At 62.5% G+C, this 20,918-nt stretch carries 17 protein-coding genes and 1 pseudogene; 15 read left to right on the forward strand and 3 right to left on the reverse strand.

The genetic code is table 11. From position 1 onward, the window contains the following. The first annotated feature begins 7 nt into the window (after nt 1-7). On the forward strand, nt 8-991 hold the full coding sequence (locus L284_RS45715; RefSeq protein WP_021236144.1) for a C-terminal binding protein: 984 nt from the start codon (nt 8-10) through the stop codon (nt 989-991). A 31-nt stretch (nt 992-1,022) separates the two neighbouring features. Here L284_RS45715 and L284_RS45720 read toward each other — a convergent pair whose 3' ends face one another. Then, nucleotides 1,023-1,250 (reverse strand): hypervirulence associated TUDOR domain-containing protein, encoded by a 228-nt coding sequence (locus L284_RS45720; RefSeq protein ID WP_021236145.1) that lies wholly within the window; start codon nt 1,248-1,250, stop codon nt 1,023-1,025. A gap of 239 nt (nt 1,251-1,489) precedes the next feature. Between L284_RS45720 and L284_RS45725 the strand changes: the two genes are divergently transcribed. The 12 genes and pseudogenes from L284_RS45725 (at nt 1,490) to L284_RS45770 (ending at nt 16,364) form a co-directional block, all read left to right on the forward strand. Then, a complete protein-coding gene (locus L284_RS45725) occupies nt 1,490-2,470 on the forward strand; it encodes an MBL fold metallo-hydrolase (RefSeq protein WP_021236146.1) in 981 nt (326 codons plus the stop codon). Nucleotides 2,471-2,475: 5 nt separating this feature from the next. Continuing rightward, complete coding sequence (locus tag L284_RS45730) at nt 2,476-3,939, forward strand: OprO/OprP family phosphate-selective porin (RefSeq protein WP_021236147.1); 1,464 nt, start codon at nt 2,476-2,478, stop codon at nt 3,937-3,939. A gap of 183 nt (nt 3,940-4,122) precedes the next feature. Then, complete coding sequence (locus L284_RS45735; protein WP_021236148.1) at nt 4,123-4,986, forward strand: alpha/beta fold hydrolase; 864 nt, start codon at nt 4,123-4,125, stop codon at nt 4,984-4,986. A 46-nt stretch (nt 4,987-5,032) separates the two neighbouring features. Continuing rightward, nucleotides 5,033-5,812: an alpha/beta fold hydrolase gene (locus L284_RS45740; RefSeq protein WP_021236149.1), complete on the forward strand. Its 780-nt coding sequence runs from the start codon at nt 5,033-5,035 to the stop codon at nt 5,810-5,812. A gap of 138 nt (nt 5,813-5,950) precedes the next feature. Next, nucleotides 5,951-6,421: a MaoC family dehydratase gene (locus L284_RS45745; RefSeq protein ID WP_021236150.1), complete on the forward strand. Its 471-nt coding sequence runs from the start codon at nt 5,951-5,953 to the stop codon at nt 6,419-6,421. Nucleotides 6,422-6,467: 46 nt separating this feature from the next. Then, nucleotides 6,468-6,824, forward strand: a pseudogene (locus L284_RS49150) (esterase/lipase family protein); the annotation flags it as partial. 58 nt (nt 6,825-6,882) lie between these two features. Further along, nucleotides 6,883-7,191, forward strand: a complete 309-nt coding sequence (locus tag L284_RS48915; RefSeq protein WP_235054615.1) for an alpha/beta fold hydrolase — start codon at nt 6,883-6,885, stop codon at nt 7,189-7,191. 118 nt (nt 7,192-7,309) lie between these two features. Beyond that, nucleotides 7,310-8,284 (forward strand): alpha/beta fold hydrolase, encoded by a 975-nt coding sequence (locus L284_RS45755; RefSeq protein ID WP_235054616.1) that lies wholly within the window; start codon nt 7,310-7,312, stop codon nt 8,282-8,284. A 35-nt stretch (nt 8,285-8,319) separates the two neighbouring features. Next, the gene (locus L284_RS0125050; RefSeq protein ID WP_160172162.1) at nt 8,320-9,468 is read left to right on the forward strand and encodes a sensor histidine kinase; all 1,149 of its coding nucleotides are present in this window, start codon (nt 8,320-8,322) and stop codon (nt 9,466-9,468) included. A gap of 287 nt (nt 9,469-9,755) precedes the next feature. Then, nucleotides 9,756-12,059, forward strand: coding sequence for a TonB-dependent receptor (locus tag L284_RS45760; protein WP_152524782.1), 2,304 nt, complete (start codon nt 9,756-9,758; stop codon nt 12,057-12,059). A gap of 88 nt (nt 12,060-12,147) precedes the next feature. After that, nucleotides 12,148-13,041 (forward strand): LysR family transcriptional regulator, encoded by an 894-nt coding sequence (locus L284_RS45765; protein WP_152524783.1) that lies wholly within the window; start codon nt 12,148-12,150, stop codon nt 13,039-13,041. A 560-nt stretch (nt 13,042-13,601) separates the two neighbouring features. Then, nucleotides 13,602-16,364: a TonB-dependent receptor gene (locus L284_RS45770; protein WP_021236156.1), complete on the forward strand. Its 2,763-nt coding sequence runs from the start codon at nt 13,602-13,604 to the stop codon at nt 16,362-16,364. Between the two features lie 254 nt (nt 16,365-16,618). Here L284_RS45770 and L284_RS45775 read toward each other — a convergent pair whose 3' ends face one another. Beyond that, entirely contained in the window at nt 16,619-17,437 is an 819-nt protein-coding gene (locus L284_RS45775) for a DUF1206 domain-containing protein (protein WP_021236157.1), read from the reverse strand. 282 nt (nt 17,438-17,719) lie between these two features. On the opposite strand from L284_RS45775, the gene L284_RS45780 reads away from it, so the two are divergent. Next, a complete protein-coding gene (locus L284_RS45780; protein ID WP_021236158.1) occupies nt 17,720-18,241 on the forward strand; it encodes a hypothetical protein in 522 nt (173 codons plus the stop codon). 896 nt (nt 18,242-19,137) lie between these two features. Here L284_RS45780 and L284_RS45785 read toward each other — a convergent pair. Then, nucleotides 19,138-19,605 (reverse strand): response regulator, encoded by a 468-nt coding sequence (locus L284_RS45785; protein WP_152524784.1) that lies wholly within the window; start codon nt 19,603-19,605, stop codon nt 19,138-19,140. Between the two features lie 380 nt (nt 19,606-19,985). Between L284_RS45785 and L284_RS47780 the strand changes: the two genes are divergently transcribed. Next, entirely contained in the window at nt 19,986-20,909 is a 924-nt protein-coding gene (locus tag L284_RS47780) for a TetR/AcrR family transcriptional regulator (RefSeq protein WP_152524785.1), read from the forward strand. Nucleotides 20,910-20,918: the final 9 nt, after the last annotated feature.

Below are 20,918 nucleotides of genomic sequence, written 5' to 3' on the forward strand. Positions count from 1 at the left end.
GAAACAAATGACCGTCAAAGTCGTCATATCCGATTACGTCTGGGAAAGCGTGGACGTCGAGCGTTCGATCCTGGGCCCTGACGTCGAACTCGTCCCGCTCAAGACCACGTCGGAGGACGAGTTCCTGGACGCGGCGGCGGACTGCGATGCCTTGCTCAATACCTACGCCGGGCCGATCACGGCCCGCGGCATGGCCCGAATGAACAAGTGCAGGATCATCGCGCGTTACGGTATCGGCGTCGACACGATCGACCTCGAAGCGGCGACCGAGGCCGGCATCATCGTCACCAACAACCCGACCTACTGCGTCGAGGAAGTCGCGGATCATACGGCCGCGATGCTGCTCGCATCGGCACGCAAGGTCGACTTGCTCGACCGATCGGTACGTGCGGGGCGATGGGACGTCATGGAGGCTGCGCCGGTGCGCCGCCTTTCCAAGACGACGCTCGGTCTCGTGGGCTTCGGCAATATCGCGCGCCGCGTGGCGAGCCGCATGGCCGCCTTCGGCATGACGATCCTCTGGCACGATCCGTTCGTCAAGGAGGGGCAATTCGACGTTCCGGGCCGGAAGACCGAACTGGACGAGCTTCTCGCGGCATCGAACTTCGTGTCGCTGCACACGCCGCTGACGCTGCAGACCAAAGGCATGTTCGACGACACGTTGCTCGGCAGGATGCGGTCCGATGCCATTCTCGTTAACTGCTCGCGGGGCGGTGTGATCGACCAGGATGCGCTCGTTCGAGTTCTCGACGCGAAAGGCATCGCGGGCGCCGCTCTCGACACCTGCGTCCCCGAACCGCTGCCCCCGGACCATCCCCTGCGGGGCCGCGACAATGTCCTGATCAACCCCCATGCGGCGTGGTATTCGGTCGAGGCTTTCGCGGATCTTCAGGCCGGCGCGCCGGGCGAAGTTGCTCGCGTCCTGCGCGGCGAGCGCCCCTTCCACATCGTCAATCCGCAAGTCCTCGGCCGCTCGCGGGCAGGCCTCTGATCGCCGGTTCGCCTGGGCGGGGCCGTCCTGCTCAGGCGGACGGCATCAGAGCCAGTGCCGAGCCCTTGTGGGCGGCGATGTGGTCCGTCTTGAGGCTCCTGATTTCGTACTGCGGATCACGCGCACTGGCATGGTGGCGGTATCCCTTGAAGAGGAAATCCTCCTCGTGGATCGCGACGATCGTTCCGCCGACCATGCCGGCTTCCGAGTTCCATTGCACGGTATCGCCAAGGGCGAAGCGATGTGTCGGTCTGGTCATGTCGCAATTGCCTCGGATGTCTGCTCGCCACCCAGATGGGGGCGGCTGAGCGGATTGAAAGGTGCTGTCGACGTTCAACTGAAAAGGCACGCTTCCATGTCCGGCGCCGGACGCGCCCGGGCGAACACGATCGTTTCGGCCGAGGCGTTGCACGAATCGCCAAGCCGCACCCTCCCGCGCACCTGGCGCCGCCTCCACAAAGCACCGGCTTCGCGCCAGCCTCCCCAATAGGAAATCCCATGAAATTCGCTTATCTTCTCACGGCCCTCGGTCTTCTTGCCAGCGCTCCGCTTGCCGCGCAGGCCCCTGGCGAGGCGCCGCTCAAGGCGTCTGCGCCGAAGATGCATACCGGTCAGGCACCCGGCTTCTACCGCATGCATGTCGGGCGTTTCGAGGTCACCGCGCTCCTCGACGGGACACATCCGTTCCAGGCCGGGCGGCTTGCGCTCAACGCCGGGCCGACCGAAGTCGAGGACAAGCTCAAGGCGCGATTCCTCGCCTCGCCGTTCGAAGGCATGATCAACGCCTTCCTCGTGAACACGGGAGAGCGGTTGATCCTCATCGATACGGGTGCGGGTAACCTCTATGGCCCGGCCGGCGGCGGCCTGACTGCGGCCATTCGCCAGGCGGGCTACGATCCGGCCGAGGTCCGGGATATCTTCATCACGCACCTCCATGAGGATCATGCCGGGGGGCTCATCTACGACGGTGCGGTGGTCTTCCCGAACGCGGTCGTCCATGTTTCGAAGCGCGATGCCGATTTCTGGCTGAACAATGCCAACCAGTCGCAGGTCGGAGACCTTCTCCGTCCGTTCTTCGCCGCCGACCAGAACGTGGTCCGGCCGTATATCGCCGCCGGCCGCTTCGAGACGTTCGACGGCGATGCGCCGCTGCTCCCCGGCCTCACCCCGATAGCCGGACCTGGCCATACGCCGGGGCATACGTTCTATCTGCTCCAGGACGCCGGCCAGAGCATGCTGTTCTGGGGCGATACAGTGCATATCGAGCCGGTCCAGCTTCCGGACCCGAACGTCGCGCTGCTCTACGACTGGAAGCCGAAGCTGGCGGTCGCGACCCGCAAGGCCATCTTCGAGCGCGCCGCCCGCGAGGGCTGGTGGATCGCCGGCGCCCACATCTCGTTTCCGGGGATCGGCCATATCCGCAAGACATCGGCGACGGGCTTCTCCTGGGTTCCGGCCAATTACACCCTGAACCGGTGAGAGAGATGTCCCAGCATAGCCGTCGCTTCAGCCGCAGTCTGGCGCTCACGAGTGTCCTCTGCCTGCTCGCGCCGATACGTGCGATGGCGCAGGCGGGCGACGGTTCGTCGCTCGCCGAGTTGGTACGACAGCAGGCTCAAGAAATCGCCGACCTGAAGCAAAGGCTAAGCGCGCTGGAGGCCAAGGAGGGCGTGGCCGGGGCATCCCCGGTTGCGCCGGCCCCCGTCGCGAAGACAGAGCCGCCTGCCTCGCTCGGGCACCCTGAGGCACCGTCCCGGCAAGTCGCGGATGCCGAGCGGGTTTCGACGACGAGCGGCCCGGCGGAAGTGCATTGGGGCACCGCGGCCGCCCCGGTGTTTTCAAGCCCCGACGGTCGTTTCACGTTCCACCCGCGCGGCCGTGTGCTGTTGGACGCCAGCAACACTTCCGGCTCGAACCATCCCGATCGTAACTACCTTGCGACGGGCGCACGCACTTTGCGCCTCGGGGCCGACGGGACCGTGGCGCGCGATTTTAACTACACGTTTGAAGTCGATTTTTCTCAAGTCAACGTGAACGTGCTGAGTGCCTTCATAGGTTGGCACAGTTCGCCCAACCGACCCGTTCGTTATGAAATTCGGGCAGGCAATGTATTCCTCGATCGCGGCGTCGAGGGCGGCAGCTCGCCTGACAGCGTGCCGCTGCTGGAGCGTAACACCACGGGAACGACGATCGCGCCAAGATCAGGATTCTACGGGCTGGGCCTCTTGGGTATCGTCTCTGGCCCCAATTGGCACGCTTCTCTTTCAGCAACGGGAGATGATCTCGACGGCAAGACCGCCGTGCGCGACAGCTGGGCCGAGCAGGGACGGGTGCACTGGGATCCCGTCCATATGCGCGATGGCTTCGTGCATCTGGGGGCCTGGGGCTTCACCGAGAAGTTCGCGCTGAATGTCAGCGATGCAAGCCGGGCCAGTCCTATCGGCGGACGCCTCAACACGGTGCTGCGGGTCACCACGGCGCCGATCGTGGGCGCCACCGGCAGCGCCGGCTATGGCGGTGAGCTTGGTTTCGGCCGCAGATCGGCCTGGTTCATGGCCGAGGGCGGGCGCCGCCGGATCCATGTCGCCGATGCGGCCGATGTGACGGCCCGTGCCTGGAGCGTGACCGGCGGAATGTTCCTGACGGGAGAGAAGCCGGAATACGACAGCCGCTATGGCATCTTCGTCCACCCTGCGGTGCTTCGCCCGATCGACGGCGGCGGCCCAGGGGCGGTCGAACTGGTGGCTCGCTACGAGGAGCTTGCCTATGAGACCGTTCTGCCGCGCGATCGCGGCACGGCCGCCACGCTGGGGGTGAACTGGTATCCCACCTCGTTCCTGCGGTTCGGCGCGAACTACATCCACTGGGATCTCGACCACCAAGCCGATGCCGGTGCGTCGGGCGACAGCGGCGATACGCTGACGGCGCGTGCCCAGATCGTCTTCTGATGCTTCCGGGCAGGGAACTGGCGCCGAGCCCGCCCTTCCTCCTGTTCCCATCGATGCAAGGTCGATCATTCCGCAGTCGGTCTGAGCAAATGCAAGTCGTTTTCGCCAAGCGGGGCGTATTGCTCCGAGTTAATCTCCTTATCACGCCCGTTCGATTGAATCGAACGCATCCAAGGACGCAAGATGATCACACCTGCAAGCCATACCGCGCATGCGAACGGCATCCGGCAGAACTACATCGATGCCGGGGAAGGGGCGCCCGTCGTCCTTCTGCATGGCTTCCCCGAAACGAACTTCGCCTGGCGTTTCCAGATCCCGGTCCTGGGCGAGCTCTATCGCATCATCGCACCCGATCTGCGCGGCTACGGCGAGACCGACAAGCCGGCGACCGGCTATGACAAGCGCAACATGGCCAAGGATCTCGCGGCGCTGCTCGACGAGCTCGGCATCGATCGGATCGCCCTGGTCGGCCACGATCGCGGAGCTCGGGTCGCGACGCGGTTCGCCAAGGATTATCCCGAGCGTGTCGATCGCCTCGTCGTCATGGACAACGTGCCGACCCGTATCGTCGCCCGTGATATCAATGCGGAAATCGCCAAGAGCTACTGGTTCTTCCTTTTCCATCTCATTCCCGACCTTCCCGAGACACTGATCGCCGGCAAGGAGGAGCAGTGGCTGCGCTGGTTCTTCTCGGACTGGGCCTACGATCCTTCGTCCATCTCTGGCGAAGCCTTCGATACGTATGTGCGGGCCTATCGCGCGCCGGGCGCGGTGCGCGGCGCGATGGCCGACTACCGGGCCAATGCCGAGGACGTGGCGCAGGACCTTGAGGACGCGGACGTGAAGATCGCATGCCCTACGCTTGCGCTCTGGGGCGAAAGCTTCGGCGCGGTCGGCAAGATGTTCGACATGCCCAAGGTCTGGGCGGAGATGGCCGACAATCTGAAGGCCGTTGCAATCCCCCGCTGCGGCCATCTGCCGCACGAAGAACGCCCCGAAGCGGTCAACGCCCTGCTCCTGGAATTTCTCCAGGGCTGGCAGGGCTGATCCCGATTTCCCCCGAAACCCTCCATTCTCACGGAAGGATAATCCCATGTTCAAATTCCTCGGCGCCATTGGCGCACTTGCCCTTTCCTCCACCGCCGCCACCTCCGTCATGGCCGCCGAAGCGGCGCCGGCCGCAAAGCCCACCGTCGTGCTCGTCCACGGGGCCTGGGCGGACGGGTCGAGCTGGAACAAGGTCATCCCGCTTCTCCAGGCCAAGCACATCCCCGTTCTCATCGTGCAGAACCCGCTGACGAGCCTGGCCGACGACGTCGCAGCGACCGCACGCGTGCTCGCAACCGTCAAGGGACCGGTCGTGCTTGTCGGCCACAGCTGGGGCGGCACGGTCATCACCGAGGCGGGGAACGACGCCAAGGTCAAGGCGCTGGTCTATGTCTCGGCATTCGCCCCCAAGGAAAACCAGACCGGCAACGATCTGATCGCGGCCTTCCCCAAGCCGCCGGCGCTCTCCACCGTCGCGTTCGATTCCGAGGGCTTCACCCGCCAGACCGAGCAGGGCGTCCTTGAAAATTTCGCGCCGGATATCCCGAAGCAGGATGCGCGCACGCTTTTCGTGACGCAGGGGCCTCTTGCCGGCAGCACGTTCACCGATACGGTCAAGACCGCCGCCTGGCGTACCCGTCCAAACTGGTTCGTGGTTTCCGCGAACGACCGCGTGATCTCGCCCGAGATGGAACGCATGTTCGCCAAGGAACTGAACGCCAAGACCACGGTCCTGGCCTCGAGCCACGTCTCGCTGCTGTCGCACCCGGCCGAAGTGGCCGCGGTGATCGAGGATGCGGTCGCAACCGTCGCCAAGGAACAGTGATCCCGCGCCCGGCCTGACCGGATCGCGACACGAGGGTGAAGCGCTCCCCCGCCCGGCGCTTCACCCTCCAAGGCTGCCGATGGGCGGCATTCTGGGCGCGGCGGTGCCCGCGCCTTTCCCGAACTACGGAGCCTATTCATGGCATTCGCATTCGATCCTGCGAACTGGGCGATCGTGCCCACCCGGACATTCGCCGAACTGAAGATCGGCGAAATATTCCGCACGCCGAGCCGGACGGTGACCTCCGCTCACGCCGCGGCGTTCCAGGCCGTGTCCTGCGACAACCACCCGATCCACTACGATGAGGAATACGCAAGACGGGCAGGGCACTCCGCTCCCGTCGTTCACGGCCTTCAGGTGCTGGCCTTCACGGCCCCCGGCTCGACATTGTTGCCGCACGTCTTCGGCCCGGTCTTCATCGCCTTTACGGAAGTTTCGGTAAAGTTCCACGAGGAAGTCCATGCCGGGGATACACTTTACCCCGCGCTGGAAATTCTCGCGCTCAAGCCGCTCGACGGCCGGGGCGAAGTGGAAACCTCGGTGACGGTTCACGACCAGCACGCCAGGCTCGTTCTGTCGGGCACGCACAAATATCTGCTCCGGCGCTGAGGCCGGGCATTTCCTGCAAGAATCCCATCAACGAATGGAGGCTTTCATGGCCGATGCAACCACTGAAAATACCCCGATCAAGGCAAGTATCGTTCTCGTCCACGGTGCCTGGGCGGATGCTTCGAGCTGGAGCAAGGTGATCCCGTTGCTCCGCCGCGACGGTATCGAAGTGCTCACCGTCCACAACCCGCTGACCAGCCTTGCCGACGACGTAGCCGCGACCCGGCGGGTGCTGTCCGTCGCCCAGGCTCCGGTAGTCCTGGTCGGCCATAGCTGGGCCGGGACGGTGATCACCGAGGCCGGCAATGCCGACAATGTCGCGGCCCTCGTCTACGTTTCGGCCTTCGCTCCGGACGCTGGCCAGACCGGGGAGGAGCTGATCGGCGCCTATCACCCAGCCCCCGGCGCTCTCGACGGTCATCGCCGATTCGCAAGGCTATGTGCGTCTTACCGAGCAGGGCGTGATCGAAAACTTCGCTCCGGACCTTCCCGAGGCCGAAGCGCGCGTGCTGTTCGTAACGCAGGGCCCGCTGTCAGGAACCACGTTCAAGGACGCACCGACCAAGGCAGCCTGGCGTTCGAAACCGTCGTGGTTCGTGGTCTCGGCCAACGACCGCGTGGTCTCGCCGCAGATGGAACGGGATTTCGCCGCGCGGATGAACGCGAAGACCACGGTGCTGGAATCCGGACACCTCGCCCTGCTCTCGCATCCCGCAGATGTGGCTGCCGTCATCGACGAGGCCGTCGCCTCGCTGCACGTTCCGGCGTGATGATTCCTGCCGGCCGCCGCCCAACGGTCGCCGGCAGGTTCGGCCCGGATCGCACGACTACCGAAATCTGCAAAGCTGCGTATCGACCGGCCACAAAGGCGGCGGACAGACGAGTGAGATGGGCATCGTCGGCATTGTCCGCGGAACCAAGATCGCAGGTGACAACTGCGCAAAACAGCGCATTCGTGCAAGAATTTTCGGTGATGCCGATGGCAAGTGTGGGAATAGCAATCTACGGGGCGCCAGGGCGCTTCCTCCAGGAGAACAATCGGTGCCGATGATCGAAGTGAAGGATGGTACGCGCCTCTACTACAAGGATTGGGGTCACGGCCCTGCGGTTGTCCTTTCCCACGGCTGGCCGCTCAATTCGGATATGTGGGAGAACCAGATGATGCATCTGGCTTCCAACGGTTTCAGGGTGATTGCGCATGATCGCCGCGGGTTCGGCCGCTCGGATCAACCCTGGGATGGCTACGATCATGACACGTTTGCGGACGATCTCGCGGCATTGATCGAGCACCTCGACCTCAAGGACGTGACACTCGTCGGTTATGCCATGGGCGGCGGCGAAGTCACTCGGTACGTTGGGCGCCATGGTTCCGAGCGGGTGAAGGGGGTGGTGCTTATCGGAGCAACCCCCCCGCGCCTCAGCTGGAGCGAGGACTATCCGAACGGTGTCCCGCAGATCGTCTTCGACAATGTGAAGGCGGGCCTGCTTGCGGACCGCGCCGAATTCATGCGCGGCTTCGCACGACTGTTTTTCGGAGCGGACAGGGAAGGCGCCGAAGTTTCCGAGGGGCAGCTCGCTCACATCCAGCATATGGCACTGCTCGGTTCCCTCAAGGCGGCGCACGATGCCGTTACTGCCTGTGCAATGACCGATTACCGCGAAGACATAAGCGGTTTCGACGTTCCCGTTCTCATCATCCACGGTGAGGAAGATGCTTTCGTGCCCCTCTCGGCGACCGCCCAACAAGGAATTGAACTCTTTCCTGATGCGACGCTGAAGGTATATGAGGGCGCGCCTCACGCCGTGCTCTACACCCACGCAGAGCGGCTGAATGCAGATCTGATGGAGTTCATTTCAGGATAATCATGCCGAGAGTGGTTACCGAGGGCTCAGCGAAGATGGTCGAGGCCATGTCGCTGGCCCTGGCTCAGATCGATGCGTCGCAGACCGCGGTCTTGCTGGATGAGTACGTTGCCTACCAAGCGGCGGGTGCTCCGGCCTCGCAGTCTGAGGCGCTGCGAAAAATCGTCGCGAAAACGTTGCTGGTCGCTGCCAACGGGAAGGCGCTTGCTCTGTTTGGTCTCAAGGGGAGCGAGTTGCCGGTCCCGGTTTCGCGCATTTGGCCCTTCGGCGAAGCGGAAACTCTGGCGCTCTCCCTCCTGGCTGCGTTGCGGCAGAACGATACGCATCGAGCAGAGCTGAATCTACGGCACGCAAGCGGCCGCGAACTGCCGGTGATCTACACCAGTTGGCGGGAGGTGAATCCATCGGCCGATATCGTTTCGGTTGGCTTCGTGGACGTCAGCGAGCGGGTTGCCACTGAAACCGCACTCCACCGATTGCGGAATGACGTGGCGCATGCCGACCGCATTTCCACGATGGGGGTGATGACCGCCACGATCGTTCACGAGATCCGGCAGCCGATCGCGAGCATCCTCAATCTGGCTCATGCTGCGCTGCGTTGGGTGGGCCGACCCGAACCCGACCTCGCTGCGGTAAAGTCGTCGCTTGAAGACATCCAGTCAGCCGGCAATTCGGTTCGCGATATCGTGACGCGCCTGCACGGAATGTCGTCGGCCAAGAGCCAACTTCGGGCGAGATGTTCGGTGAACGAACTCGTGGAGGAGACCGCAGCCTTTCTGCGGGCGGAGCTGTCGCGCCGACAGGTGAAGCTCTCCGTTCAGCTGGACAGTTATCTGCCGCTAGCCTCGCTCGATCGCGTCCAAGTCCAGCAAGTGCTTGTCAATCTGATGATGAATGCAGCGCAGGCCATGGCTGACGCCCATTGTTGGAGCCGCACCCTGCTTGTGCGTACGCGCGCTCTTGACGCAAGCATCCACGTCGAGGTCGAGGACAGCGGTCCGGGGGTTCCGCCCGAAACCCGCGAGCGGCTTTTCGACGGCTTCTTTTCCACCAAGCCTGGTGGACTTGGCTTGGGGCTTCGGATTTGCCGGTCGATCATCGAAGATCATGGCGGCGAGCTTGTCTATGTCTCGAAGGCAAGCGCGGGTTCGATTTTCCGATTTTCACTGCCGACGGGCAGCTGACGGCGTTACGGCTGATCAGTCCTGACTGACGACGATCTTTCGAGCTGAACCCCAGCATCGCCAGACGACGCTTGGCTCTTTGCCGAGGTCAAAGTGCCGCGGTCCTTGTGGCCGGGCCCGCAGTCGCCGCACATGATCAATCCAGACGGCAGGTGATGGCACCGCTCCCGGTTATAGCGATAACCCAATGGAATTTGCGCCCTCTCTCTTCTGCAATGCAACATCCCCTTGCCGCGGCAGAGGCCGCTATTGGCGAACATCGGGGTAAGCCAAGGGGGGCTCTGATCATGGACGTGTACGGCGTATTGTACTCCAGTGTTGCATCCGTATTACTGCTAAGCGATCCGGCGGCGACTGAAGGGACGGCCCTGGAGCAGCTCTCCGAAGCTGCCCAACCTGCTCCATCGCGGGAGCTGGCGGAGGAAAGCTCCGACGATATCGTGGTTACGGCGTTGCGGCGAGAGACGACGCTTCAAACCACGCCTCTTAGCATTTCCGCGCTGACGGGAGACAAATTGGCGCAACTTGGCGCGACGCAGCTACAGGACTACTTCCGGCAGGTGCCCAACGTTAACGTCGCGCAGGGCGTGCTGGGGCAGAGCCGTGTCAGCGTGCGCGGCATCGGCGGCGTAGGCGAGGCGACCACCGGGCTGTACTTCGGCGAAGTTCCGGTAACCGGACCGAGTGGAACCGTCGGTGATCCCGGCAACAATGCGCCGGATATCAATCTTTACGATATCGAGCGGGTCGAAGTGCTGCGTGGCCCTCAGGGCACGCTCTACGGCGCGAGTTCGATGGCGGGCACCTTGCGCATCATCTTCAGAAAACCTGACGCGACCGGCTTCGAGGCGACTGCGGAAGGGCAGTACGCCGCCACGAAGGGCGGTAGCGACAGCTACTTCGCCAAGGCCGCCCTCAATCTTCCCGTCGTCCGCGATCTGCTTGCGATCCGCGTATCGGGATATTACGAAAGCCGTCCGGGTTTCGTCGACAACATCCGTCTTGGCCGTAAGGATATAAATCGCAGTACCGCAAAAGGGGTTCGAGTCCTCGTCGGGCTCGATCCCGATCCGGACACCAATCTGACCGGAACCTTCATCTACCAGCGCAGTGAAGCCGACGACGCCCAAGGCTGGTTCCCCTCCGTTGCCACGTTCAAGACCGACACGCCCGTCATCCTGCCTTTCGAGAACAACTTCAGACTGTTCAACTTGACGGGAAGACACCATTTTGGAGGAGTGACGCTGACCGCATCGGCTGCGACCTATCGCTACGATATCGTCCGCACGCTGGACTTCACGCCGAGCGTAACCGCCATCGCCTATTCTCCTGCAGCCTGCCAAGGCTATTACGGACAGGCGGCGGCCTGCAGTGCCACCCAGTTCGCGGCCTACAACGCCTACGGGATCTCGCAGACACCGGCCCTGGGCTACCAGCCGGGCTACCTGCGAACGCGAACCGCCGAGGTCCGGCTTGCGTCGGCGGGCGAGAGTTGGCTGCAATGGACGCTGGGGGCCTTCTACGAGAAACGGCGCGACTATATAGATAGCCACGTAACGCGGGCGGCGGCCGATGGATCGGCCCCTGATCCATTGCAGGACATCAGTTATCGGTTTGTCGCCAACCGGCTGCGCCAGCTTGCCGGCTTCGCCGAAGCCTCGTTCAGGCCCGCCGACGCGTTGACGCTGACCGGGGGGCTTCGGTACTACGACTACGAAAAGGTTACCGGCGGCCAGACCTTGCTGGGCAGTGTCCTGACCGGCAGCGTGGTCTCTCCCTACAGCGAGCGAACCGCCAGGACCAACGGATGGCTGTTCAAGGCCAACGCCAGCTATGAATTCTCGCCGGACGTGATGGCCTACGCAAATGCCGCTCAAGGATATCGGCCGGGCGGCGCGAACAATATTCCCTCTCTTCAGAACAGCCTTGTCACCTATCGGCCGGACAGTCTGTGGAGCTACGAAGCGGGCGTCAAGTCGCGCTGGTTCGGCGGCATGGTGACAATGAACGCTGCGTTGTTCCAGATCGACTGGAAGGACATGCAGGTCACCGCGCGCACCGGGGACGGGCTCTTCACCTTCCTCGCCAATGCCGGCGGAGCCCGCGTCCGGGGCGGTGAACTGGAACTGTCCGCCAGGCCCGCGCACGGGGTGGAACTCTCGGCCACCTTTGGTCACGTCATCGGCAAGCTGACATCGGACCAGGTGATCGCCGGCTTCCAGGGCGCTGCCAGCGGAGGCAGGAAGGGCGACCGGCTTGGCATGGCACCTTGGACGGCATCCGCGAGCGCACCCTACGCCTGGCCGCTCACCTCGACTCTGGACGGCACGGTCCGCGCCGATCTGACCTATACGGGCGAAGGTCGCACGGGCTTCAATCCCGCCGATCCCTACTTCACCACGGATGGCGACTTCGCCATGGTGAACTTGCGCGCGGGCATGCAGAACGATCGTCTGGGCCTTTATCTTTTCGTACAGAACCTGGCCGATACAAACGGCATCGCCAGCCGCGTATCGACGTTCGGCGCGCCGAACCTGTCGTTCAGTATACCGCCGCGCACGATCGGCGCGAATATACGGTTAACTTACTGAAAGATCCATTCACGCCTTTTCACAAGCAGAGCAATTCGACAAACTCCGCTTGGGCGTCGCTGATCGGCAGCGGGAAATCGGGAACGGTATGAAACTCCATCAGCTGCGCGCATTGGCGGAAGTCGCGAGAGCCGGGAGCATTCAGCGCGCGGCGCTCAATCTGAACGTGTCGCAACCCGCCCTCAGCAAATCGGTGCGCGAACTGGAGCGGCAGCTGGGTGTCTTCCTGCTCGACCGGGGCATAAAGGGCGCGACGCTCACCGCCTATGGCGCGATCCTGTCCAAGCGCTACGACACTATAGAGAAGGAGATGGACAAGGCGCGCGAGGAAGTGGAATGGCTGCGGGGCGCTTCAAGCGGGCGGCTTCTGATAGGCATGTCCCCGCCGGTGGCGGGTACGAACATCGCCAGCGTCATGGCCGCCTTCCGGGAGCGTCAGCCGGGGGTGGAACTCGGGCTGCTCGAACTCCGGCCCGCCCAGATCTTCGACGCGGTGCGGTGCGGGACGCTCGATTTTGGTATCGCCCATCATTATGGCAGCTTCGATCCTGCGGGCCTCCAATGTACGCCGCTGCGCAGCTACCCGACCATGCTGGCGATGGGAGGGCAGAAGGTAGATGCCTTCGAAACCGTCGATCGGCTCTGGTCGCTGGAATGGATCACGGGAGACCTGGTCGATTACGAACACGGCTACATCAATGTTCTGGCCCAGCAGCTTGAGCGGAGTTTGCCGCTGCGAATATCCCGCTGCACCTCGATTTCCGTCTACTTCGATCTGGCGGAACAGCCTCAGCTCATAAGCCACTGGGCGGACACCGCAAACCCGCACCTCGACCGCAAGCTTGAAAGCGGCGCTTTGACTCGGTTGGATCCCGGCATCGCGCTTCCGGAGATGCACATTGCACTCGTCTATCGAGACGAGGAATTGCTGACACCTGGTGGAAGCCTGCTGGCGAAGATGGTGCGTTCCTCACTTTCCTAGGGCGCCGATCGTCATCCCGCAGCCGGATCCGGATGGCGACCTGGTCGCCAAGACGCGCGATCGAAAACCGCTGCGATCAAGGGTTGCCCTTGAGCGCTGGGTGATCTGTCAACAATCTCGCGATAAAAGTGCGAAAGGTGGTGTCTCTTGCCGCACCTTGCCGCACTTGCACCTCGCCAGCGCGCGGCGCGCCTGCCGGCACTCATTAAGAAAAGATTAGAAATCGGCAAGTTTGTAACGCCGACGTCATAACTCTACCCCACTTCGCCCCGCGACACAGAACAAGACCGGGGTCCTCAATGCGTTCGATATCGGCGGTTTCGCTGGCGTTGACGGCTGCCTGCCTGCTGGGCGGAGCAGCGCGGCAGCCACAGGGCGACCTTAAGCCGGCCGGCGTCCGCACCTCGCGAAAGTCCTGCCCGAATCGCCCGCGCCGATCTCGGAGTCGCCACGCCGAACAGGCGGCCCTGGGCGGGCTGAGCCGCAGCGATTTGGCACCGTTCGTCACCGACCCGGCCGGCAACCGGCGGGCATCATCAACCTTGGGGGTAATTCGCGACATGAAGACTGAACCAAAAGGCCTACGCCGTGCAGCACCGTTCCTGATCGGCGGCGCCATCGCCGCTCTCGCCGCCGTACCGGCGTCCGCCCAGACGGCGCCCGACGCCGCAGAAGATGCCGAGAGTGAGATCGTCGTCTCGGGCTACAGCGGCAGCCTTCAGAAGGCGATCGACATGAAGCGCGACACGATCGGCTTCTCGGACTCGATCATCGCCACCGACATCGCCGACTTCCCCGACCAGAACCTGTCAGAAGCGCTCCAGCGTCTGCCCGGCGTCACCATCGAGCGCGACAAGGGCCTGGGCACCCGCGTCAACGTGCGCGGCCTGCCGAGCGAGTTCACCTTCGTGTCGATCAACAAGCTGGCCACCGCCTCGGGCTCGGGCGGCCGCGACGTCGAGTTCGACACTTTCGCGTCCGAACTGATCCAGTCGGTCACCGTGCAGAAATCGCCCACAGCGGCGGACGAGGAAGGCGGCATCGCAGGGTCCGTGGCGATCCGCACCGCGCGCCCGTTCGACCAACCGGGCCTGCGCCTGGTCGGATCGGCGGAAGGCGCCTACAACTCCATCTCCCGCGAAGTCGATCCCAACTTCTCGTTCCTGGCGAGCAATACGTTCGGGGATTTCGGCGTTTTGATCTCCGTCGCAAAGCAGCAGCGCACCAACCGCACCGATTCCAACTCCGGCATCAACTTCCGCCCAATCTCGCGCTGGACCGACAAGGGCAACGCCCAGACGAGGCAGACGCTGGACGTGCTGCAGCGCGACGCCGGTATCACTTTCGGCGACCTGAAGAACAAGGACGAAGTCAACCGCGTCGTATTCCTCGACAAGGTCGGCGACCGCATGTACCTCAACGATCAGGACCGCCTGGGCCTGTCGGGCTCGCTCCAGTACAAGCCGAGCGACCGGTTCAGCCTGAGCTTCGACGCTTTCCTCGGTTCGTACAAGACGCATGAGGACGAGTACGATGCCGCCGGCTATGCGGCTTCCAGCACATCGGCGCTGGATCGCATCTACGACTACGACGACAGCACGCTGGCGGACGACGGAATCGTCGTAATCCGCGACGCGGCCTATACCCGCACCCAGCACGAATTCCTTAGCAAGGAGTTCATCAACAAGACAGACTACCGCCAGTTCGGCGGCGAAATGAACTGGGACGCCGGAGACTGGCACATAGACCTGCTTGGCGGCTATTCGGGTGCGAAGAAGACGCTCGACAACTCCAACCTGAAGCATGTCGCCTACGCGCCTTCGCGCACGCGTTATACCAAGAACGGCGGCGAGACGATCCCGAGCGACGCCGCCGGTACCATCGACATGTACAATTCGCCCGATTCGTACTTGTTCGAAGCCTATGAAACCACGCGCGAGAAGATCAAGGACGACAAATATGCAGCCCAGCTCGACGTGAGTCGCACGTTCGAGATCGCCGGGTTCGAGGCCCTGAAGCGCATCGCCTTCGGCGGTCGCTACACCAACAAGGCCAACGAGCGCTGGTACGGCGAGGAGAAGCTCCAAGGGCCGAGCCGTGGTAGCGTGGCCTGGGTCAACACCCGCAGACTGTCCGACAGCCCGCTGGAAGACGTGACCGAGATCGTCGGCGGCCAGTCCTATCAGGTGCGTGATCTGAACTGGCAGATGATCTCGAACGACTACGCGCGCAGCTTCTTTCGTCCGGACGGCTTCGTCACGCCGTTTCAGGACAGCAACTACTACAAGGTGCGCGAGGAGACTTTCGCCGGCTACGCCATGATCGACTTCCGCTTCGACCTTGGCCCGGTGCCGCTGTTCGTGAACGCGGGTGCGCGCTACATCGACACCAAGGTGAAGTCCGAAGGCTTCCACCAGGTGCAGAACGAGGACGGCAGCACCGGATACACGCCCGCGCCGATCTCCAGCACGGGCAGGTACGGCAAGGTGCTGCCGGCCATTACCCTGCGTGCCGAAATCAACGACAACCTGCTGATCCGCGCCGCTGCATCGCAGACGCTGATCCGCCCGGCGCTGACCGACCTTGCCTACAAGCGCACCGCCAGCTTCAACAACTTCCGCTTCACCGACGGCAATCCCGGCCTCAAGCCGACCTATGCCGATCAGTGGGAAGTGGGCGCCGAGCAGTACCTGGGCAACGGCGGCATCGTCTCGGCGTCCTACTTCTGGAAGAAAATCAAGGGCGTCATCCAAAACCAGATGACCGGCATCGTTCCTGGCGTCACCAAATACAACGCCAACGGCACGATAGACGGCGTCTATGACTTCGAGGTCTATCAGCCGGTAAACGCGGCAGGGTCTTATACTGTCAGCGGCGTTGAGCTGGCGGCGGTGATCCCGTTCGGCATGGTCATGTCCGCGCTGGACGGCTTTGGCGTCAACGCCAACTACACGTTCCTCGACAGTTCGCTGACCGGCCAATCCGACCTTGGCATCCCGACCTCACCGATCGGCCTTGCGGACAACGTCTATAACGTCACCCTCTACTACGATCGCGGGCCGATCGGCGCGCGCCTGTCGTTCAATCGCAAGGGCGAATACGTCGAATACATCCAGAACAACATGTATCCGGTCTACCGCGATGCCTATGGCCAGTTCGACTTCGCCGCCAGCTACCAGCTGACCGATAACGTCCGCCTGGAAGTACAAGGCATCAACATCACCGGCGAGCCGACCAGGGGCTATACCATGGATCCCTCTTTCCCGACCTTGTACGAGAAGTCGGGAAGCCGCTGGACTTTGGGAGTTCGCGCCCAGTTCTAAACGGGATCGGGAACACTGTAGGGCGTAAACTCATAAACGGCACAATCGAGGTTTTGCGTCAATCCGAAGGACGCCCAAATGGCTTCCATCTCGAACCGAAACGACCTTGGACGGGCAGCCAGCCCGCCCGGCGGCCGCTTCGGCTCGAGCTCTTCGCCATTTGGACGCCTCGATGGTGTCATTTGTGAGTTTACGCCCTGGTAAAAGGAAGGGCGGCTGCCTACGCAGGCGCCGCCTTTTTTCTTGGCTCGTGGTCAAAGTTTGATCGGAGGCCGCAGCTTGGGAACTTTCAAGCGCCGGTAGCGTGTTTCGACGAGACTGAAGATACCGAACAGGCTGAGCCCCAACCCGATTATCGCGAGGATCCACGAACCTTCCGGTTGAGCGCGCAACTCTGCCAGTGCGTCACCCAAGCCTCCCGCCCGCGCTGGATCGTGATGAATGGCTGCGGAGATCAGGAGCCAGCCGATGATGGCGAAAACGACGGCACGAGCGCCATATCCCATCCTGCCGATCCACCTGACATAGGCCGGAGCCGGCACGTCGCCATCCAGTTCATCGAAGCTGGCCTTGTATGCCTTGAGCGCCTGGGCACCCGCGACGAGGAAAAGACCGATGCCGATGGCGCAGAGGAGTGCGACGCCTCCGGGTTTATCGAGCAACCAGGCCGACCAGCTTTGCGCACTTTCGTCGCCGGGGCTGCCGTGCCGGGCGGGGGATTGTCGCAGGGCCAGTTTTCCAGCGACGATGCAGAGCACGCCGTTCGCAGCGCCGCTGATAAGGTAGGAGATGCGCTCGAACTTTCCTTTGTGTGTGCGGCTGCGCGCTTCGGGATCGAGCGCTCCTTCCGCCAGCCTCCAGAACGCATACCCCGCAAAACCCAGGGCACATATCGCCAGGAGCGCCTGGCCCATCGGCGTATCGCTCAAGCTGCCGAGCGCACCTTGATTATCGCTCGGTTCGCCGCCCGTGCGCGAGGCAACGAATGCAAGCCATCCAACCAGTATATAGACCAGGCCCCTGGCCGCGAAACCCAGCCGGGCAAGCATTGTCATTCTGTCGCTGTAGGTCATGGCACTCTCCCAACGCAGTCAGAATGCGTGTACGCCGTGTGCGTTCCGCCGCCCTTGCACCGTCGAGCGCAGGAGGGTGCGGGCGACCTTGGGAACATGTCGTGCCTACCTCAGCAGCGATCCGAAATCGCAGACTGCAAACTGGATTATAACCGGGCGCGCCCTCCGCCGATAATCTCGGCGGGATCGTACCTGGCGGGCCCGTCAAAAGGATGCGCCGGGAACAAACCGTAGCATCCGCCCTTCCTCTGCTCGGCAGTTAGCCATGACAGGAGAAGGATAATGGCGAAGGCATCAGCAATCTTCGATACGCATGCAGAGGCGGAACGTGCCGTAAACGAACTGCGCGCTATCGGCCTGAGTGACCGCGATCTTTCGGTCATCGCACACCATGGCGGCACGACGACGGCGCGAAGCGGGGATGGTGAAATCACCGACGAGCATCATCGTAACGTTCTTCGCGGGATCCTCGGCGGTGGCGCCTTGGGAGCGGGCCTGGGCGTTGCGGCGCTGGCCATACCCGGCGTCGGCCCCCTGGCGGCAGCCGGTGCGATCGCCGCATCTGCGGTGCCCGAAGCCGTCGGCATCGGCGCTGCCATCGGCGCGATCGGCGGCACGCTGAACGAAACGCTCACCAAACATGGCGTCAGCGACGAAGACGCCACGTACTACAACGATCGTATCAAGGATGGCGGCGTCGTGGTCACTGTCGAGGACACGGGGGTGGATACGGCAACCGTTCGCGACGTTCTGCACCGCAACGGCGGACACAACGCCGCGCAGGCTCGCACCGGATCCCTCTGACCTTCCGCCTGCACAACCTTGCCGTACTCGCGGCAGGTTGGCGAATGGTGGAAAGAAAGGCATGGCAGGCGGCGGACATCGCTGTCTGCCATGCTTATTAGGGCGTAAACTCATAAATGGCACCGTCGAGGTTCGAGGCAAAATGGTGCAGTGCGAGGAAGGAAGCCGCAGGAATACGTCCGTATTTCAAGGTTTCCTGACGAAGCGATGCACCTCTTTTTCCTTCAAATCCGAAGGACGCCCAAATGGCTTCCATCTCGAACCGAAACGACCTTGGACGGGCAGCCACCCCGTCCGGCGGCCGCATCGGCCTGAGCTGTTCGCCCTTTGGACGCCTCGACGGTGCCATTTATGAGTTTACGCCCTCGAGCATTTTCTAATCAGGTGGAATCACCTGATGACTCGGAAAATGCGTCAAACCGGAAACTTAGAGTGGTTGATCCGATGCAATCGGATCGGAAACCGCTCTGACGTGCGGGAGCAGTGTTGAGCGACTTTGAACCGACAGAACGCGGGGGCGTTCAGAGACGGGAAGTGCCTGCTGCCGATGGACTCGATCCGGCGCCTGCCGCGCCAAGAAACCGCTTGTTCGATAAACTGGGACATAGCGCACTGATCGGCTTCAGGCCATTGTCGCAGTTCTCAGCAACCGGCGCAGGAGGCAAGTGAAGGATGCATCGTAAAGGCAGTACAGAGCGTCGTTATTCGGCTCCCGGCCGGACGGTTCAGGTCGCTTTGCGATTGGCGGTCATCGTACTCACAATCCTTCTTGCCACTTATGCGGCTGGAAACCTCGCTCACCTCGACAAGCACAGGAGCGCCGTCGCGTTTGAGCGGTGAGGCGGTTCCCGGTCGGGCTGCGCTTTTCGCTGCTCGCTCGGTGTGGACGGCACCGCTCAGGGAGCCGGTCGAGCCCGGCGCTCCGGCAGGAGCTCGGCTAAGGTCCGCACTACCTCGTCCATTCCGGTAGGCTTCTCAAGCCGCGGGATGTGGCGCAAACGGTAGGGAACGACGCCCGCATCATACCCGGTAGCGAACACGACCGGAATGTCCCGCTTTATGAATTCGTCGACAAGGTGAAAAGCCATCTCGCCTTGTAAGTTGATGTCTATCACACCCGCGTCGATTCGTTCTTCGCCGCCGAGCAATTCGAGAGCACATTCGAGATCCCCAGTGGGGCCGATTACCTCGACACCGTGGCTGATTAGCTGTTCCTGCAAATCGGCGGCGATGAAATAATCGTCTTCAACCAGCATGATCCTTCGGTTCTGCAGGGAAGCTGGCATTTTTTCGAACCTCCTTCTCCCTTTTGGACGACCGAGCCGTTGCCCATCATCCGCAGACGGTGCGTTCAGCTTGTTCAAAAACACAGCACGTCCCTGGGGTCAGGACAACAAAGTAGATTGCACGCGGTCCTTTTTCTTCGCGTCGGAAAGACGCTGGCGACCGGCACGGCGGAGGATTATGCCGCCGCGCATCGTCTGCAGGAAGCCATGAAGCTGTGCCGCTATGTCAACTGGCGCGTAGGCCGCGATATGTCTCCGCTTCCTCGGGCAATTGGGGCAGATTCTGCGCGATTGGTGGCCGAGGCCTGCCGGCGCCGCATCTGTCAAATGCAAAGGCGCTGGGCCTCGGCGCCCAAGGGTTCGACCCGACCCGTCTGGATGAGGCCGCGCGTTGACAAGTGGTCTCGAGGCTGGCCACCCGCAAGGTTGTGGTAGAAAGACGGTCCCGCCAGCTGGGCGTGCAGGCGAACGGCTGGACCACCAACTATTCCGGAGCGGGGTTCGGCGCCGACTATCTGCTCCGCGCCGCCGTCGCTAACCATGTCGCCGCTGCATCGCGCTGTACAGTGTCATGCAAATCCCGAATGTGGATAGGCTGCGCACTTGAACAGACGATGCAAAGATCTGCATCAATTCGCTTTGAACAAGCCAAAGTCGATACGGATCGTCTTGACAGCCGGGCCCGCGAGGGTTCTATTCCCATATGGCATAAGAAAATGGGTGAGAGGGCTTTGGACGGCATAGCTCAGGCACGCAGAGGACGAACACCGCGTCTGTCGGTCGAGATGATCGTCGATGCGGCACTGCATGCTTTGTCCGAGCAATCCGGGGATCCCCTTTCGCTGGGAGCGACCGCTCGCATTCTCGGCGTGACGCCAATGGCGCTCTATACCTACTTTAACAGCCGGGACGACCTTATCCAGGCTGTTGCCGAACGACTGATGTCAGATTTTCCTGCGGGAGATGAAGCGCAACTACCGGAATTATGTATTCGCGACTGGGCCTTCCGGATGCGAAACCATCTTCTTAAACGACCGCAACTGCTGGGAATGCTGAGTTGGGAAGGCGGCCACAGCTCCAGCGCATGGCTGGAGCGGTCGGTCGAGGTGATGCGGGCGCTGGAGGAGCTGGGTTACACCGGGTCGGAACTCGCCCGCATGACTTTGCGGATCTGGCACCGGGTGATGAGTGCGATCAATGTGGAGATCGCGAGCAAGGGCAAGTCGGGACAGATCGCTTCCGACGACCTGGAAAAGCTGACGCCGGACACGCGCGAAAGAGTGCTTCGGCTACACCAGGTTTCAGGGCGGGAAGATTTCTATGAAGATCTCATGGAGTTCGAAGTGTCGTCCATGATCGACACGATACGACGTCAAAAATGAATAAAGCAG

This window comes from Novosphingobium lindaniclasticum LE124, from assembly GCF_000445125.1.
GTDB lineage: Bacteria > Pseudomonadota > Alphaproteobacteria > Sphingomonadales > Sphingomonadaceae > Novosphingobium > Novosphingobium lindaniclasticum.

Coding starts and splice junctions, on each gene's coding strand:
- L284_RS45770 (WP_021236156.1), top strand. CDS start 13,602: ATGAAGACTGAACCAAAAGGCCTACGCCGTGCAGCACCGTTCCTGATC.
- L284_RS45780 (WP_021236158.1), top strand. CDS start 17,720: ATGGCGAAGGCATCAGCAATCTTCGATACGCATGCAGAGGCGGAACGT.
- L284_RS45765 (WP_152524783.1), top strand. CDS start 12,148: ATGAAACTCCATCAGCTGCGCGCATTGGCGGAAGTCGCGAGAGCCGGG.
- L284_RS0125050 (WP_160172162.1), top strand. CDS start 8,320: ATGGTCGAGGCCATGTCGCTGGCCCTGGCTCAGATCGATGCGTCGCAG.
- L284_RS45755 (WP_235054616.1), top strand. CDS start 7,310: ATGGGCATCGTCGGCATTGTCCGCGGAACCAAGATCGCAGGTGACAAC.
- L284_RS45735 (WP_021236148.1), top strand. CDS start 4,123: ATGATCACACCTGCAAGCCATACCGCGCATGCGAACGGCATCCGGCAG.
- L284_RS45725 (WP_021236146.1), top strand. CDS start 1,490: ATGAAATTCGCTTATCTTCTCACGGCCCTCGGTCTTCTTGCCAGCGCT.
- L284_RS45740 (WP_021236149.1), top strand. CDS start 5,033: ATGTTCAAATTCCTCGGCGCCATTGGCGCACTTGCCCTTTCCTCCACC.
- L284_RS45715 (WP_021236144.1), top strand. CDS start 8: ATGACCGTCAAAGTCGTCATATCCGATTACGTCTGGGAAAGCGTGGAC.
- L284_RS45720 (WP_021236145.1), bottom strand. CDS start 1,250: ATGACCAGACCGACACATCGCTTCGCCCTTGGCGATACCGTGCAATGG.
- L284_RS45760 (WP_152524782.1), top strand. CDS start 9,756: ATGGACGTGTACGGCGTATTGTACTCCAGTGTTGCATCCGTATTACTG.
- L284_RS45745 (WP_021236150.1), top strand. CDS start 5,951: ATGGCATTCGCATTCGATCCTGCGAACTGGGCGATCGTGCCCACCCGG.
- L284_RS45730 (WP_021236147.1), top strand. CDS start 2,476: ATGTCCCAGCATAGCCGTCGCTTCAGCCGCAGTCTGGCGCTCACGAGT.
- L284_RS45775 (WP_021236157.1), bottom strand. CDS start 17,437: ATGACCTACAGCGACAGAATGACAATGCTTGCCCGGCTGGGTTTCGCG.